The sequence below is a fragment of the Sinomonas sp. RB5 genome, from assembly GCF_054063535.1.
This window is the reverse complement of sequence record NZ_JBSSGJ010000011.1, coordinates 21,564-37,563: the sequence shown is the minus strand read 5'-3', so window position 1 is coordinate 37,563 and position 16,000 is coordinate 21,564. Positions and strand designations below refer to the sequence as shown.

Here is a 16,000-nt window from a genome sequence, read left to right as displayed (position 1 = left end):
CGTCTAGCGTTCTGACCATGAAGATCCTCCACACCTCGGACTGGCACCTGGGCCGGTCCTTCCACGGCGTCGGGATGCTCGACGCGCAGCGCGAGTGGCTCGATACCCTCGTGGCCCACGTGGAAGCGGAGCACGTCGCCGCGGTGCTCGTCGCGGGGGACGTCTATGACCGGGCACTGCCCGCCGTCGACGTCGTCGAGCTCCTCGACGAGACCCTCGTGCGGCTCACCGCCGCGGGTGCACAGGTCATCATCACGAGCGGGAACCACGACTCGGCGGTCAGGCTCGGCTTCGGCTCCAGGCTCCTCGAGCGGGGAGGCGTACACCTGCGCACCCGCGTGGAGAAGATCGGCGATCCGGTCCTGCTTCCGCTCGGCGACGGCGCCCAGCTCGCCGTCTACGGGCTCCCGTACCTCGAGCCACGCCTCGTCGCCGAAGCCCTCGGGGCCTCGGCGCCCGGCCACGCCTCCGTCACCGCGGCGGCGCTCGGCAAGGCCAGGGCGGACCTCGTGGCCCGGCAGGCCGCCGGCACCGTGCACTCGATCGTCATGGCCCACGCCTTCGCCGGCGGCGGGGTGTCGAGCGAGAGCGAGCGCGCGCTGTCGGTGGGAGGCCTCGACGTCGTGCCGCTGTCGGTCTTCGAGGGCTTCGACTACGCCGCCCTGGGCCACCTGCACGGGCGGCAGGAGCTGACCCCCTCGATCCGCTACTCGGGGTCGCCGCTCGCCTACTCGTTCTCCGAGTGGCGGCAGGCGAAGGGAGCCTGGATGCTCGACGTCGGCCCGGACGGGATCGCGTCGGTCGAGCCCGTCGACTGGGCGAGCCGGCACCGGCTCGCGGTCCTCCGAGGGCCGCTCGAGGACCTCCTGTCCGATGCGGCCCACACCGCAGCCGAGTCGGCCTACTGCCACGTCACCCTGACCGACGCGGAGCGCCCGAGGGCCGCGATGGAACGGCTGCGCGCCCGCTTCCCCCTCACGGTCGCGCTCGCCTTCGAGCCCGAGGGCCGGGACGGGACGGCCGCCGCGACCTACAGCGAGCGGCTCGCAGCCGCCCGCAGCGATGTGGACCTGTGCTGCGGATTCCTCGAGCACGTCCGCGGCCGCGGCGCGGACGCGACCGAACGGGAGGCCCTGGAGCACGCCCTCGAGTCGGTGCGGCTCGCGGAGGTGGCCTCGTGAGGCTGCACCAGCTTCAGATCAGTGCGTTCGGACCGTTCGCCGGCCACGAGGCCATTGACTTCGACTCCCTGGCCGAGCACGGGCTCTTCCTCCTCAACGGGCCCACCGGCGCGGGGAAGACCAGCATCCTCGACGCGGTCTGCTTCGCGCTCTACGGCAGCCTCCCCGGGGCCCGGCAGGGCACGCGTTCGCTCAAGAGCCACCACGCCGCCGCCGACGCGGAACCGGCGGTCGTGCTCGAGTTCACCGCCCAGGGCCGCCGCTTCGAGGTCCGCCGGACCCCGGAGTGGACGCGTCCGAGCGCGCGGTCGGCGTCCGGCTGGGTCCAGCAGAAGGCCGCCACCCACGTCCGCGAGCTCGTGGACGGCGCCTGGCGCCCCCTCACCACGCGCAACGACGAGGCGGGTGCGCTCCTGGGCGACGTGCTCGGGATGGCCCGCGAGCAGTTCACCAGGGTCGTGCTCCTGCCGCAGGGCGAGTTCGCCTCCTTCCTCAGAGCCAAGGCCTCGGAGCGCACCGAGCTCCTCGAGAAGCTCTTCGGCACCCGCCGCTTCGCCGACGTCGAGGCCCAGCTCGCCTCCCTCGCGCAGGCGGCCAGGGCAGAGGCAGAAGCCGCTGAACGCGCCGCCGCCCAACCGGTCGCCAGCCTCGAGTCGGACCTCGCCGCCCTCATCGAGGAGCTGCCGGAAGGCCTCGCCCGTCTGGTGGCCGAGCGCGGCTCCGGACCCGGGGACCCTGCCGACGGCCCGGCCGAGGGCCCAGCCGAGGGCCGGGCCGAGGGCCGCGGCACCGGCACCGACACCGCCGCGGACGGCCGGCAGCACCCGGACGGCGCGCACGGGCCGGTCCGCGACCAGCAGCCGATCGGCGATCATCGGCCGGTCGTGGACCCCGACGAGCCTCTGGACCCCGAGCGGGCGGCGGCCCTGTTCGGGTGGGCGGGCGCGGCGCTCGGCGCGCTCAGGGACCGCGCCGCAGCCGAGTGCGAGGCCGCCCGGGCCGCCCTCACTCAAGCGCGTCGCACGGTGGCCGAGGCCGCCCGGGGCTTCGAGGACGCCCAGGAACTCTCGGCCGCCAGGGCCCGCCAGGCTGCCTGGGAATCGGCGGCCGACGACCGGTCCAGACGGCTGGGCGCCCTCGCCTCCCACCGCGCGGCGACCGTCCTCAGCGGGCCGCTCGCCGAGGCAGAGCGCACGGCACAGGCATCGGCACGCGCACGCGCCGATGCCTCGGCCGCAGCGGAGTCCGCCGCCGCGACGGGGTGGACCCCGCCGCGCACGGCGCCGGGCAGCGGACTGCCCGAGGCCGAGGACGTGCGGGGCGCGGCCTCTGCCGAGGAAGCGGAAGCTGCCGTCCTCGCCGAGCGCATCGCGGCCGAGCGCAACCTCGCGGACCTCGAGCGCCAGCTCGCGGACGCCGCCGCGGCCCTCGAGGCGCACCGCAGCGCCGCGGCCCGCGCGGAGGCGGACGCCGAGCGGCTCGGCCGGGAACTCGACGAGCTCGAGGCAGAGCGCTCCCGGCTCGCCGTGGAGGCCGCAGCCCTCGGCTCCGCCACGCTCGAGGCGGACGCGGCCGAGGACATCGTCAAGGCCGTCGAGGACCACGCGCGGGCGCTGCGGGCGCTCACCGACGCCACGTCCGAGCACGGGGAACGGCGTACCGAGGCGCTCAACGCCAAGGAATCGTGGCTGGGCCTGCGCGAGCTCCGGCTGGGCCAGGCCGCCGCCGAGCTCGCCGCACACCTCGACGAGGGAGCCCCGTGTCCCGTGTGCGGCTCCGCCGAGCACCCCGCCCCCGCCCGGGGCACCGAGGACCCGCTCCTGCTCGTCGACGCGGAGCGCGCCGCCGCCCGGTCCTCTGAGGCGGCGGCAGCGCGCGAGCGCGACGCGCACGAGGCCGTGGCGTCGGCGCGCGCCCGGCTGGCCGCCGTGGAGGCACGCGGCGGAGCGACCGACCCCGACAAGGCCGTGCGGGTGCGCGAGGAGAAGCTCGCAGCGCTCGGCCATGCCCGTCAGGCCGAGGCCCTGCTCACGTCCGTGCTCGAGCGGACACGCGCCCTGTCCCGTCGACGTGAGGCCTCCCTCGCGGCACGCGAGGACGCCGCAGGCCTGAGGATCCGCGCCGAGGAGACCCTCCGCAGCCGGGGCGAGGAACGGGACCGCCGGCACGCCGAGATCGTCCTCTGGCGCGGCGGCTTCCCCAGCGTCGCCGCCCGGCAGGCGGATGTGGCGGCACGGGCCCGCACGCTCGCCGCCCTCGCTGACTCGCTCGCCGCGAGCAGCGCGGCCGAGGAGGCGCGCTCGGCGGCCGCGGACGTCCTCGCCGCGGCCCTCTCGGCCTCGCCTTTCGCCGACGCGCCCGCCGCGCAGGCGGCGCTCCTGGGTCCGGCCGAGGCGGCACGGCTCGAGGCCGAGGCTGCCGCGCACGAGGCCGAAGGACAGCAGCTGAGCGGCCTCTTCGCCTCGGCGGCCGTCCAGCGGGCCCTCGAAGCCGAGCACCGCGGCGCAGCACCGACCCAGAAGGTCCTCGACGGGCTGCGGGCCGGCGAGGCCGCAGCCGAGGACCGGGCGCGGACCGCCGAGTTCGCCGCCCAGCGGGCGGCCGCCGCCTGCGGCCGCCTGACCGCGCTGGGCGCGGCGTTCGAGGCCGCTCGGCCGCTGCTCGAGCGGACGCGGGCCCGGTCCGACTCGCTCGCGGCGCTGGCCCGGACCGCTCGGGGCCAGGGGGAGAACGAGCGGCGGATGTCGCTGCACAGCTATGTCCTCGCCGCCCGCCTCGAGCAGGTGGCCCTCGCGGCCTCCGAGCGGCTGCTCGCGATGAGCGACGGCCGCTTCAGCCTCGAGCACACCGACGCCCTCGCGGCCCGCGGAGCTGCCTCGGGCCTCGGACTCGACGTCGTCGACGGCTGGACCGGCCAGCGGCGCGATCCTTCCACCCTCTCCGGCGGGGAGACGTTCATGGCGTCCCTCGCCCTCGCGCTCGGCCTGGCCGACGTGGTGCAGCACGAGAGCGGGGGCATCGACATCGAGACCCTCTTCGTCGACGAGGGGTTCGGCAGCCTCGACGAACAGGCCCTCGAACAGGTGATGGACGCCATCGAGGGCCTGCGGGCCGGCGGCCGGGTCGTTGGCCTCGTGAGCCACGTCTCCGAGCTCAAACAGCGCATCCCGGCCCAGATCCGGGTGGACAAGGGCCGCGACGGATCCCGCATCGCCTCGGTGGGGATCGCGCCCCAGCTGGCCCAGCCGACAGCCGAGGCCGAAGCGGCAGCACAGTAGGATGTGAACGCTACCGGGTCCTGCACGGCGGGTGGCAGGGACGCCGTGCATGTCCTCGAGGTACCCCGTGGCCGTCCGCGTCTCACTTCTTGCCCGCTACTCCGCGCTGCCGTCCCTGGCCGGGCCGGACTTCATCCCCATCGCCCTCGTCGCCAGGCTTCCACTGGCCATGCTGACCATCGGCACGCTGGCCCTCGTTTCGGTGGCCTCCGGGTCGTACGCGCTCGGCGGCCTTGCTGCCGGCGCCGTCGGCATCGGCTCCGCCGTGGGCGCGCCCGCGCTCGGCTGGCTGGCCGACCAGTACGGACAGCGCCGCACCGTCCTCGTCGCCGGCCTCCTCAACACCGCCACGACTGCCGGGGTCATCGCCGTGAGCTACGCGCCCGGCGGCCTCCACGAGTCGGCGCCGCTGCCGCTCATCGCGGTCTCGCTCACGGCCGGACTGACCCTCCCGCAGGTCGGCCCCCTGGCCCGGGCGCGGTGGATGGCCCTCACCGAGCGGCGCCCACTGCGCGAGCTCGAGCGCGACGCGGCGTTCTCCTACGAGAGCACGGCGGACGAGCTGACGTTCGTCCTCGGCCCCGCCCTGGTCGGCGCCCTCGGGGCGGCCATCGCGCCCTGGCTGCCGCTCGCGCTGGCCGCCGTCCTCACCGCCGTGTTCGTGACCGCCTTCGCCGTGCACCCCACCGCGGCAGCAGTGCACACCGCGGCCAGGACTGGCCGCCCCGCCACCGACGGGCCGGACGCCGCGCCGGCGGCCGCCGGAAGCTGGACGCCGGTCGTGCTCCCGGCCGCGGGCATGCTCGCGATGGGCGCCTTCTTCGGCAGCACCCAGGCCGCCCTGACCGCCTTCGCGGGAGAGCTCGGAGCCGCGGAGACCGCCGGACTCCTCTACGCGGCGCTGGGCCTGACCTCCGCCGTCGCAGCGCTCAGCGTTGCCGCCTGGCCGGCGAAGTTCACCCTCGCGGCACGCTGGACGGCCTGCGCGGGCGCCCTGACCGCGCTCGCCTTCCTCATGCTCGTGCCCCACAGCCTCGGTGCGATGGCGGCCATGATGCTGCTGGTCGGCGTGCCGGTCGGCCCGATCATGGTCACGGTCTACGGCCTCGCCGGCCGACTGGCGCCCGCTGGACGCATGGGCACGGCCATGACCGCGCTCGCGAGCGGACTCGTGGCGGGCGTGGCGCTGGGTGCAGGCACCGCCGGGGTCCTGGCAGAGGGCGGTGGGTCGCCCGCCGCGTTGGCCGCGCCGCTCGTGTGCGCCGCCGCCCTGGCGCTCCTCGGCGCCACGTCCCTGCTCCTGCCGCGCGGGCACGCCCGCCTCGCCGCCTGAACGACCGGGAACGCCCAGCCATCGCAGCCTCGGCCGGGACGGCCGCCCGCGCTGGCAGCCGGCAGCGGGCTCAGCCGACGGCGCGGGCGATCCGGTCGGCCGCCGCGATGAGTGCCGCCCCGATGGGCGCCGGGTCGACGGCCGTGCCGAGGTAGACCACGGCGAGGGCCGCGGGCCGGTGGTGCGGCAGGATGAGGGGGACGGCCACGGAGGAGAGACCGGGGATCACCTCGTCGTGGCTGAGGGCGTAGCCCCGTTCCCGGGACTCGTCCGACTCCGCGCGGTAGGGCACCTCGGGCACCCGCTGCTGCCACTCGTCGCGCCCGAGGGCGGACTGGATGGCGATGCCGGGGCCGCCGCGGTCCAGCGGGTGTCGGGTCCCCGGGTGCTGGGCGAGGGTCGCGCCGTTGTGCTGGGGCTCGACCGTAGCGAGGGTGATGCAGTCGGAACGGTCCCAGACCGCCACGAAGGCGGTCATGTGCAGCTCCGCCGCGAGCCGGCCGAGCTCGGGCAGCGCGGCCGCCTGGAGGTCACGCGAGACCGAGCGGGCCAGCACCGCGAGGCCCGCTCCGGGCTGGAGCCGGCCCGAGTCGTCGCGGGTCACCAGCGCGTGGTCCTCGAGCGTGCGCACGATCCGGTAGGCGATCGAGCGGTGCACGTCCAACGCCGACGAGAGCTCGGCGATGGTCAGGGGAGTGCGCGCCTCCGCGAGGACCTCGAGGGCGCGGATGCCCCGGGAGAGCGTCTGGGAGTGGGGGCCGGTCTCGGCGGTGCGTGGCATGGGATCCTCTGCAGCTGGCTCTGTCGCGGCGTCCCGCGCACGGTGCTGTCCGATATCGGTGCTGTCCGATATCAGCACCATCTGTTCCATTATCGAACGTATCCGTCCCAGTATCGGGCACGGCGGCGGCTGGAGCAACGCGATGTGCCGTTCGGCGCGCCGCAGGTGCCGCTCGTCGCATCGCGGCACGCGGCTGCCGCCCACTGCGTGTGGGCCACCTCACATCCATGTATCCTGCATTTTGTTGACCGACCAATCGGTAAGTAATTCGAGCGGTCGGGCCGCCCGTGCGGCCCACGTCAATGGTTCGCCCCCCCGCGGGGCACTCGCACCCTAGAACCACGGAGTCCCAATGACCCAGACAGTCAACGCCTCCCAGCCCACCTCCGCGATGTCGCGCGAGGAGCGTCGGGTCCTGGCTGGCACCCTCGTCGGCACCACCATCGAGTGGTACGACTTCTTCATCTACGCCCAGGCGGCCGGCGTCGTGCTCGGTCCGCTCTTCCTCGCCCCCGTCGCGAAGGAGGACCCGGGCCTGTCCCAGGTGATCGCCTTCGCGACGATCGGCATCTCGTTCCTCTTCCGCCCCCTCGGCGCGATCGTGGCGGGCCACCTCGGTGACCGGCTCGGCCGCAAGAAGATGCTCGTGTTCACCCTCGTCATGATGGGCCTGTCCACGTCGCTCATCGGCGTGCTGCCCACGTACGCCCAGGTCGGCGCGCTCGCACCGCTCCTGCTCATCCTCCTGCGCGTGCTGCAGGGCTTCTCCGCCGGCGGCGAGTGGGGCGGCGCGGCCCTGATGTCGGTCGAGCACGCGCCCAAGGGCCGCCGCGGCTACTTCGGCGCCTACCCGCAGATCGGCGTGCCGATCGGGATGATCCTCGCGACGTTCACGCTCTGGATCCTCACCACCGTGATGGGGCCCGCGTTCGTCCAGTGGGGCTGGCGCCTGCCGTTCCTGTTCTCGATCGTCCTCATCGCCGTCGGCTACCTGATCCGCCGCGCCGTCGAGGAGAGCCCGGTCTTCCTGGCGCTCCAGGAGCGCCGCAAGGAGTCCTCGGCGCCCCTCGGGCAGCTCTTCCGCCACAACTGGAAGGAAGTCGTCCTCACCGCGGTCATCTTCATCGCGAACAACGCCGCCGGCTACCTGCTGATCGCCTACTTCGCCACCTACGCGGTGAAGAACCTCAAGATGGACCAGCCCACCGTGCTGCTGGCCACGACCCTCGCCTCGTTCGGCTGGCTCGTCTTCACCCTCTGGGGCGGCGTGGTCTCCGACCGGCTCGGGCGCATCCGCACCTTCCAGATCGGCTACGCCTTCCTCGCCCTGTGGGCGGTGCCGATGTGGTTCCTCATCGACACCAGGAACATCGTCTGGTACTTCGTGGCCCTCTTCGTCATGACGTTCGGCCTCGGCCTCTCCTACGGTCCCCAGTCGGCGCTCTACGCCGAGATGTTCCCCGCGAAGGTGCGGTACTCGGGCGTGTCGATCGGCTACGCCCTCGGTGCCATCCTGGGCGGAGCGTTCGCCCCGATGATCGCCGAGATGCTCATGAACCAGTTCAGGATGTCCTGGACCATCGGCGCCTACATCGCCATCGCCGCCGTGATCTCCCTCGTGGGCGTCTCGCTCGTGAAGGAGACCAAGGGGGTCGACCTCCACGTCGCCGAGGCGCACGAGGAGTACGTCCGCGAGCACCCCGGGGCCGCCCGCTGACACTGGTCACCTGCTGACCCAGGCCGCCTGCCGACACCGGCGCACGACGGCGGGCCCTCCCACGCGGGAGGGCCCGCCGTCGCGCTGTGCGCGCGTGGTCAAGGACGGTGCACTGTGGCCGAAGCGGCAGCGCCGCAGCCCGGCGATGCTGGGGACATGGACATGAGCACGATGCCCGGCCGGACCTCCGGCCGATGGGCCGCGGCGGCGGCCGCCGTGGGCGGCGCTGCCCACCTCGCCATGGTCCCCGGCGGCGGATGGATGGCGGTCCTCGGGTCCGCCATGGCCGCGGCCTGCCTGCCCTGCGCCTGGCACCTCTGGCGCCGGCCGAGCCTGCGTGCCGCCCACGCCGTGGTCGCGATGTCCCTGGCCATGGTGCTCGTCCACGGAGTGCTCGTGCTCTCCGGCGGCCACGGCGGCGGCCACGCGCACGGCCACCAGCCGGCCGCGGGAGCGGCCGACGCCCATGCGGGGGCCATGCTCGCCATCATCGCGGTCGAACTCGGCACCGCCCTCCTCGCCGCCGCCTGGGTGCGGCGTCAGCGGGCGGGGCGCCTCGCCGTCGTACCCCGCTGAGGGGTGCGCCACATCGCGGCCGCACCGGGGCCGCGCGGCGATAGGGTGTGCCGGTGAGCACGACCGCGAACCCCGCCGACGGCACCGAGATCTCCTACGACGCCTCCGGCGACGGTCCCGCCGTCGTCCTCCTCCACGGCTCCGCCCTGTCGAAGGCGATCTGGCGCGGGCTCGGCTACGTGAAGGCGCTCGAGGGATTCAGCGTGGTGCGGATCGACCTCCGCGGCCACGGGCGCAGCGGCAAGCCGGATACGTCCCCGGCGTACCGCATGGGGCTCCACACTGCCGACGTCCTCGCCGTCCTCGACGCGGAGGGGATCGGGCGCGCCCACCTCGTGGGCTACTCGCTCGGGGCGCGGGTCGCGTTCTCCCTCGCCGCCACGGCCTCCGGGCGCGCCGCGTCGCTGACCGCGCTCGGCGGCACCTACCGGCCGCAGCGCGGCGAAGTGGCCAAGGTCTTCTTCCCCGGCTACCTCGAAGCCCTGCGCTCCGGCCGCATGGAGGCGTTCGTCGAGGGACTCGAGGCGGCAGGGAAGCCCGTGGACGCCGCCACGCGCCAGGCCTTCCTCGCGAACGACGCCGGGGCGCTCGCCGCCTGCTTCACCGGAACGGAAGAGGACCCGGGGCTGCCGGAGGCCGTCGTCGCTCAACTGGCGCTGCCCACCCTCCTCATGGCGGGCACCCGCGACCCGCAGCGGCTCGAGGACTCACGGCGCGCGGCCGCGATCATGCCGGACGCGCGGTTCGTCGAGCTGCCCGGGCGGACGCATGCCTCCACGCTGGCCCCGGCGGACCCGATCCTGGACGAACTCGTCCCGTTCCTGCACGCGGCCTCGTAGCCTGGAGCGCGGGCCCTGGACTGCCGGCTAGCCCTCGCCCGCGCGGTAGGCAGTGGGCGGCAGGCCGTAGGCGGCCCGGAAGATGCGGGAGAAGTGGGCCGAGTCCGTGAATCCCCAGCGGGAGGCGATCGCGGTCACGGGCCGGTCGGCGAGGACCGGGTCCCGCAGGTCGCGGCGGCACCTGGCGAGGCGGCGCTCGCGGATCGACGCCGACACGGTGGTGCCGAGCTCGCGGAAGAGGTCGTGGAGGTGGCGCGTGGAGATGAAGTGCGCGGCCGCGATCGACCCGGGGGAGAGGTCCGGGTCGGGCAGGTTCGCCTCGATGTAGTCGTGGATCCTCGCGAGGAGCATCTGGTGGGGGTCGCGTGAGGCCGCCGAGCGGGCGTCGAGCTCGCCGTTGAACAGCGTCGTGACGAGGTCCAGCGCGTTTCCCACGAGGCGCGCGCCGTTGGGCCCGGCCACCGCGTCCAGATTCTCCGACAGCCGGACGAGGAACGGCGCCACGAGGGCGCCGAGCCCCTCGGAGCCGCTGATGGCGGACGCGGTCACCTGCGCCATCGCGTCCGCCGGCAGGTCCAGCGCGGCGTGCGGGAACATCAGCACGAGCGAGCGGAAGTCGCCGTCGAACGCGAGCGTGTACGGGCGGTCCGTCGAGTAGATCGCCAGGGTGCCGGGGGTGAGCACCGCCTCCCGGCCGTCCTGCAGGAGCAGGCCGGTGCCCGCGAGCTGGATGCCCAGCTTGAAGTACTTCCGGTCCGCCGCGGCGATGAGCTCGGGGGTGCGCATGACGGCGTGGCTGCTCGCGGCGATCTCGATCATGCTCGTCTGCTGGGCGGCGAGATGGCGCCCCCGCATGCTGCCCGTGAAGGCGGAGCGCCGGTCCGCCTCGACGGCCAGCGGCACGAACGACGCCGAGACGGCACGGCGCCAGGTGTCGAAGTCTCGGGCCACCGTGACCTCGAGCCCGCCTGCCTGCCGGGCAGCGTCCACGGAGGAGGGCGCCGCGCTCACGACTGCTCCTCGCGCAGGAACGCGTCGAGCAGGAGGTCGAGCTGGGCGACGAGCTGGCCGGCGCCGTGCCGGGCGGGGGAGAGGGTGGCCGTGATCTGGGCGCCGAGCACGAGGTCCATGACGGCGCCGACGGCGGAGTCGAGCTCCGCCGCGCCGCCGGAGAAGCCTGTCCCGCGGAGCAGGTCGGCGAGGGCCGAGCGCCACTGGTCCATGGAGCGCTCGTGGAGGGCCGCCTTCTCCGGGTCCCTGACCGCCTTGCTCCAGAACGCGATCGCGACCCGCGCCTCGGCGAGCCGGTCGTCGTCCAGCGGGAGGATCTCGTGGCAGTAGGCCCGCAGGGCGGCACGCCCCGACAGGCCCGCGGTCGCGGCCTCCATCCGGCGGTTGGTGCGGGCGAAGACGTGCTCGAACGCGAAGTCGAGCAGCCCGTCCTTCGACGTGAAGTAGGGCTTGAGCGCCCCGTTGGCGAACCCCGCGGCCGAGGCGATCTCTCGCATCGTCGCGGCGTCGAGGCCCCGCTCCGCGATGACCCGCCACGTCGCATCGACGAGTTCGAGCCGACGCTGGTCGTGGTCGACGATCTTGGGCATCTCCACCTCGCAGTCTGTGCCTCGCGGCCCTGGCCGCCGTCTTTTTTCTACAACCGTTGTGATTCAGCTTACAGGCGGTTATTCTCTACGTCCATAGAAAAAAATCTCCCCGCCAACCCCCGGAGGTCCCGATGAGCATCGACACGACGGCCCACAAGAATCCAGTCCCCGAGCACGCGGCCGGCGAGCACGCGTGCCACGGGCCGGGGTCCCCGGCGGAGGGCGCTGCCGGCCAGTACGCGCTGGCCACCGCGAGCGAGATCGAGGCGGCCCGCGGCATCCTCGAGCGGGCAGGCCTGTGGCACGAGACGACCCGGATCGCCTACCTCGGCCTCGTCGACCCGCCGCGGGGGAGCGGCGCCGGGGAGCCGGGTGCCGCCGTCGACCGCCGGTTCCGCGCTTTCCTGCACGACGTCGCGGGGGCCCGACCGCACGACGTCACGCTCTCGGTGACGCGGGGCGAGGTCGACGACGACACCGAGCTCGACACGTCGGCGGCCGGCGAGCTGCCCGTGCTCGAGGAGGAGTTCGAGGCGGTCGAGGAGATCCTGGGCGGCGATGCCCGCTGGCTCGAGGCCCTCGCAGCACGCGGCCTCGACCCGACGACGGTCCGCGTCGCCCCGCTCTCCGCGGGCGTCTTCGAGTACCCCGAGGAAAAGGGCCGCAGGATCCTGCGCGGCCTGGCCTTCGTCCAGGAGCACGCATCCGACAGCCCGTGGGCGCACCCCGTGGACGGGCTCGTGGCCTACGTCGACGTCGTGAACCGCACCGTGGACCAGGTCCTCGACTTCGGCGCGGTCCCGGTGCCCGCGGAGCACGGCAACTTCACCGATCCGGAGCTGACCGGGCCGGCCCGCGGCACCCAGAAGCCGATCGAGATCACCCAGCCCGACGGCCCGAGCTTCACGGTCACCGGCGGCAACCACGTCGAATGGGAGCGGTGGAGCCTCGACGTCGGCTTCGACGTGCGCGAGGGCCTCGTGCTGCACAACATCGCCTTCGACGACGCCGCGGCGGGCAACCCGGGCGACCGGAAGCCGACCCGCCGCCGCCGCATCCTCGACCGCGCCTCGATCGCCGAGATGGTCGTTCCCTACGGCGACCCGTCCCCGGTGCGGTCGTGGCAGAACTACTTCGACACCGGCGAGTACCTCGTGGGCCAGTTCGCGAACTCGCTCGAGCTCGGCTGCGACTGCCTGGGCGAGATCACCTACCTCAGCCCCGTGGTGGCCGACGCGTTCGGCACCCCGCGCACCATCGCGAACGGCATCTGCATGCACGAGGAGGACGCCTCGATCCTCTCCAAGCACTCCGACCTGTGGAGCGGGGTCAGCTACGTGCGCCGCAACCGCCGCCTCGTCATCAGCTTCTTCACCACGATCGGCAACTACGACTACGGCTTCTACTGGTACCTCTACCTCGACGGCACGATCGAGTTCGAGGCCAAGGCCACCGGCGTCGTGTTCACCTCCGCCCAGCCCTCCGCGGACTACCCGTACTCGTCCGAGATGGCGCCGGGCCTGGGCGCCCCGTTCCACCAGCACCTCTTCAGCGCGCGGCTCGACTTCGCGCTCGACAGCGGGCCGAACCGCGTCGAGGAGGAGGACGCCGTCCGCGTGCCGCTGGGGCCGGGGAACGAGCGCGGCAACGCGTTCACCCGCAGGCGCACGCTCCTGGCCCGCGAGTCCCAGGCGGCGCGGGAGAACGACATGGCGGCCGGGCGCTCGTGGGTCGTCTCCAACCCCGGCTCGCTCAACCGCCTCGGCGAGCCCGTGGCCTACAAGATCCACCCCCAGGGCCAGCCGACGCTCCTGGCCGACCCGGCGTCGTCGGTCGCCGGCCGCGCCGCGTTCGCGACCAAGGCCCTCTGGGTGACCCGCTACGACGAGGCGGAGCGGTACCCCACCGGCGACTTCGTGAACCAGCACCCCGGGGGAGCCGGCCTGCCGGCCTACCAGGCCCAGGACCGCGACCTCGACGGGACCGACCTCGTCGTGTGGCACACGTTCGGCCTGACCCACTTCCCGCGCCCGGAGGACTGGCCCATCATGCCGGTGGACCACGTGGGCTTCAAGATCCGCCCCGAGGGCTTCTTCGACCGCAGCCCCGTCCTCGACGTCCCGGCCCCCGCGGCCGGCGGCGGCCACTGCCACCGGTAGCCCCCGCCACGGGCGGTACCGGCAGGTAGCGCTCAGGCAGACAAGAGGCGTTCACTGTGGGACAAGTCACGCAGAGGGCGCCCATCGCACGATGGTGGGGCGGCCGCACCGGCCGCCCCACCTCATCGACTTTGGAGGACCCATGAGCATCCCGACGAGCTCCCCGCGTCGGACCAAGGAGGCCACCGTGGCGCAGGCCGCAGCCTCACCGCGCCCGCGCCGCCTCGGCGTCGCCTCCGTGACCCTCATGATCATCGCGGCCTCCGCGCCGCTGACGGTCCTGGCCGGCGGCGTGACGACGACGTTCGCCGTGACCGGCCTGCTGGGCGTCCCGCTGTCCTTCCTCATCCTCGGCGCCATCCTCACGGTCTTCGCGGTCGGCTACGCGGCCATGAGCCGCCACGTGACCAACGCCGGCGCCTTCTACGCCTACGTCTCGCAGGGCATCTCGCGCCCCGCCGGGGTGGGCGCCTCCCTCACCGCGCTGATGTCCTACAACCTCATGCAGGTGGGCATCTACGGGATCTTCGGCTTCACCGTCTCCTCCTTCATCTCGGAGCGCTTCGGCGTGGACGTGCCGTGGTGGGCCCCGATCCTGGTCTGCATCGCGGTCGTCGCGGCGCACGGCGTCAACCGGGTGGACCTCTCGGCGAAGGTGCTCGGCGCCCTCGTGGCGCTCGAGTTCCTGGTGGTGATCGTGTACGACGTCGCCTCCTTCGCCGTGGCCCCCGAGGGCGTCACCGCCGCCCCGCTCGTGCCGTCGAGCCTCTTCGTGCCCGGCATCGGCGCCGTGCTCTCGTTCGGCGTCGCGGCCTTCATGGGGTTCGAGTCCGCCGCGATCTATGGCGAAGAGGCCAAGGAGCCCCACCGCACCATCCCGCGCGCTACCTACACCGCCGTCGGCATCATCGCGGTCTTCTACGCCGTCTCGTCCTGGGCCATGGCCGTGGGCACGGGGCCGTCCCAGCTCTTCGACGCTGCGGGCAAGCAGGGCCCGGATCTGGTCTTCTCCTTCCTCGGCGCCCACGTGGGCCAGATCGCCGCGGATGTCGCGCAGGTCCTGTTCATCACGAGCCTCTTCGCCGCGCTCGTGAGCTTCCACAACGCCGTGGCGCGGTACTTCTTCTCCCTCGGCCGCGAGCGGGTCCTGCCCGGCTGGCTCGAGGCGACGAGCCACCACGGCGCCCCCAAGGCGGGCTCGCTCGTGCAGACCGGCATCGCGGTGCTCGTGACGGCCGGCTTCGCGATCGCCGGCAACGGCTCCGAGCTGGGCCCCCTGTACCCGGTCCTGACCATGTTCACCTGGCTCACCAACGCCGGAGCGATGGGCCTCGTGCTGCTCATGGCCATCGTCTCCGTGGCCGTGATCGGCTTCTTCCGGCGCCGCCCGGCCCTCCGGGCGAGTGCCTGGACCGCCGTCATCGCCCCCGCCCTCGGCGCCGTGGCCCTCGCGGTCGTGTTCTGCCTCATCGTGGCGAACTTCGACGTCCTGCTCGGCCTCACCGAGCCGAGCGCCCTGAGCTGGGTGCTCCCCGCCATCGTGGTCGTCCCGGGCCTGCTCGGCATCCTCTGGGCCCTCCGGCTCCGCCGCACTGACGCGGCGCTGTACGCGCGGATCGGGCACGGCGAGGAAGGGCGGGCGCACCACCTCGGCGACGAGGAGGACTGATCCGCCTCCCCGGGCCGGGGAGCTGCCGTGACTGCAGTGCCGTCACGTCCTACCGTGGACGTGGCGGCACTGTGCTGTGGCTGCAGTGCCGCGACGGGGCGATGCGGGAGGCGGCATGAGAGGCCGAGGCGACGAGGAGCTGCGGCGCAGGATGGAGCGCGCGGCCGAGCTCCGGGCGGGCAGGCTCGCCCATTCGCCCGAGGAAGCCGAGGAGATCGAGCGGGAGGACGAGCTCAACCGCAGACGCCGGGAGGTCGACGCGGCGCGCCGGGCCGACTACCTCATCCGCGACGCGATGGCGCGGGGCGAGTTCGACCACCTCCAGTACGCCGGGAAACCGATCCCCAACCTGGACAACGTCAACGACCCCGACTGGTGGCTCAAGGGCCTCATCCAGCGCGAGCAGCTGACAGGCCTGGGCCCCGAGGCGCTCGTCCTGCGCGTCGAGGACGCCCGGCTCGAGTCCACCCTCGACGCCCTCTACACCGAACAGCAGGTCAGGGACAGCCTCGCGGCGTTCAACCGCCGCATCATCGAGGCCCGCCGCCAGCTCCTGGGCGGTCCGCCCGTCATCACGAAGACCCGCGACGTGGAGCGCGAGGTCGCACTCTGGCACGAGCGCCGTGCCGCCGCGGCGGCCGCCCGTGCCGCGGAGGAGGCGGAGGACGCCGACGATCGGCCGCCGCCGTTCTGGCGCCGCTGGTTCGGCCGCGGCACCGGAAGCTGAGCGCAGCCGGGCATATCGCCACAACTCGGGTCAGGTTCGGGGTGAAAGCGCCCCGAATCCCGGGCGAGTTGTGTCGAAATGCCCGCACGACGCGCGGAACGGAGCCGGAACCCTCAGGTTCCGGCTCCGCTTCCGTTCT

At 73.7% G+C, this 16,000-nt stretch carries 12 protein-coding genes; 9 read left to right on the top strand and 3 right to left on the bottom strand.

The features are described 5' to 3' along the window. The first annotated feature begins 17 nt into the window (after positions 1-17). The 3 genes from ACVWWH_RS13355 to ACVWWH_RS13345 are packed head-to-tail and all read left to right on the top strand — an operon-like array spanning position 18 to position 5,792. Positions 18-1,181: an exonuclease SbcCD subunit D gene (locus ACVWWH_RS13355; RefSeq protein WP_457316891.1), complete on the top strand. Its 1,164-nt coding sequence runs from the start codon at positions 18-20 to the stop codon at positions 1,179-1,181. Continuing rightward, positions 1,178-4,459 (top strand): AAA family ATPase, encoded by a 3,282-nt coding sequence (locus ACVWWH_RS13350; RefSeq protein WP_457316890.1) that lies wholly within the window; start codon positions 1,178-1,180, stop codon positions 4,457-4,459. Before ACVWWH_RS13355 ends, ACVWWH_RS13350 begins: the two co-directional genes overlap by 4 nt. A gap of 49 nt (positions 4,460-4,508) precedes the next feature. Further along, a complete protein-coding gene (locus tag ACVWWH_RS13345) occupies positions 4,509-5,792 on the top strand; it encodes an MFS transporter (RefSeq protein ID WP_457316889.1) in 1,284 nt (427 codons plus the stop codon). 70 nt (positions 5,793-5,862) lie between these two features. Here the strand turns inward: ACVWWH_RS13345 and ACVWWH_RS13340 are convergent, their stop codons facing one another. Then, positions 5,863-6,573, bottom strand: coding sequence for an IclR family transcriptional regulator (locus ACVWWH_RS13340; RefSeq protein ID WP_457316888.1), 711 nt, complete (start codon positions 6,571-6,573; stop codon positions 5,863-5,865). A 352-nt stretch (positions 6,574-6,925) separates the two neighbouring features. Here ACVWWH_RS13340 and ACVWWH_RS13335 point away from each other — a divergent pair, with 352 nt between their 5' ends. From ACVWWH_RS13335 to ACVWWH_RS13325, 3 genes are all read left to right on the top strand, one after another. After that, on the top strand, positions 6,926-8,290 hold the full coding sequence (locus tag ACVWWH_RS13335) for an MFS transporter (protein WP_457316887.1): 1,365 nt from the start codon (positions 6,926-6,928) through the stop codon (positions 8,288-8,290). A gap of 156 nt (positions 8,291-8,446) precedes the next feature. Beyond that, on the top strand, positions 8,447-8,866 hold the full coding sequence (locus ACVWWH_RS13330; protein ID WP_457316886.1) for a hypothetical protein: 420 nt from the start codon (positions 8,447-8,449) through the stop codon (positions 8,864-8,866). A 53-nt stretch (positions 8,867-8,919) separates the two neighbouring features. Continuing rightward, complete coding sequence (locus ACVWWH_RS13325) at positions 8,920-9,705, top strand: alpha/beta fold hydrolase (protein WP_457316885.1); 786 nt, start codon at positions 8,920-8,922, stop codon at positions 9,703-9,705. A 27-nt stretch (positions 9,706-9,732) separates the two neighbouring features. Here ACVWWH_RS13325 and ACVWWH_RS13320 read toward each other — a convergent pair whose 3' ends face one another. Both ACVWWH_RS13320 and ACVWWH_RS13315 read right to left on the bottom strand, forming a co-directional pair. Then, entirely contained in the window at positions 9,733-10,695 is a 963-nt protein-coding gene (locus ACVWWH_RS13320; RefSeq protein WP_066502472.1) for an AraC-like ligand-binding domain-containing protein, read from the bottom strand. A 17-nt stretch (positions 10,696-10,712) separates the two neighbouring features. Continuing rightward, a complete protein-coding gene (locus ACVWWH_RS13315; RefSeq protein ID WP_457316884.1) occupies positions 10,713-11,306 on the bottom strand; it encodes a TetR/AcrR family transcriptional regulator in 594 nt (197 codons plus the stop codon). Between the two features lie 131 nt (positions 11,307-11,437). Between ACVWWH_RS13315 and ACVWWH_RS13310 the strand changes: the two genes are divergently transcribed. From ACVWWH_RS13310 to ACVWWH_RS13300, 3 genes are all read left to right on the top strand, one after another. Then, positions 11,438-13,465: a primary-amine oxidase gene (locus tag ACVWWH_RS13310; protein ID WP_457316883.1), complete on the top strand. Its 2,028-nt coding sequence runs from the start codon at positions 11,438-11,440 to the stop codon at positions 13,463-13,465. Positions 13,466-13,607: 142 nt separating this feature from the next. After that, complete coding sequence (locus tag ACVWWH_RS13305; RefSeq protein WP_457316882.1) at positions 13,608-15,134, top strand: APC family permease; 1,527 nt, start codon at positions 13,608-13,610, stop codon at positions 15,132-15,134. Positions 15,135-15,249: 115 nt separating this feature from the next. Then, entirely contained in the window at positions 15,250-15,861 is a 612-nt protein-coding gene (locus ACVWWH_RS13300) for a DnaJ family domain-containing protein (RefSeq protein ID WP_066498431.1), read from the top strand. Positions 15,862-16,000: the final 139 nt, after the last annotated feature.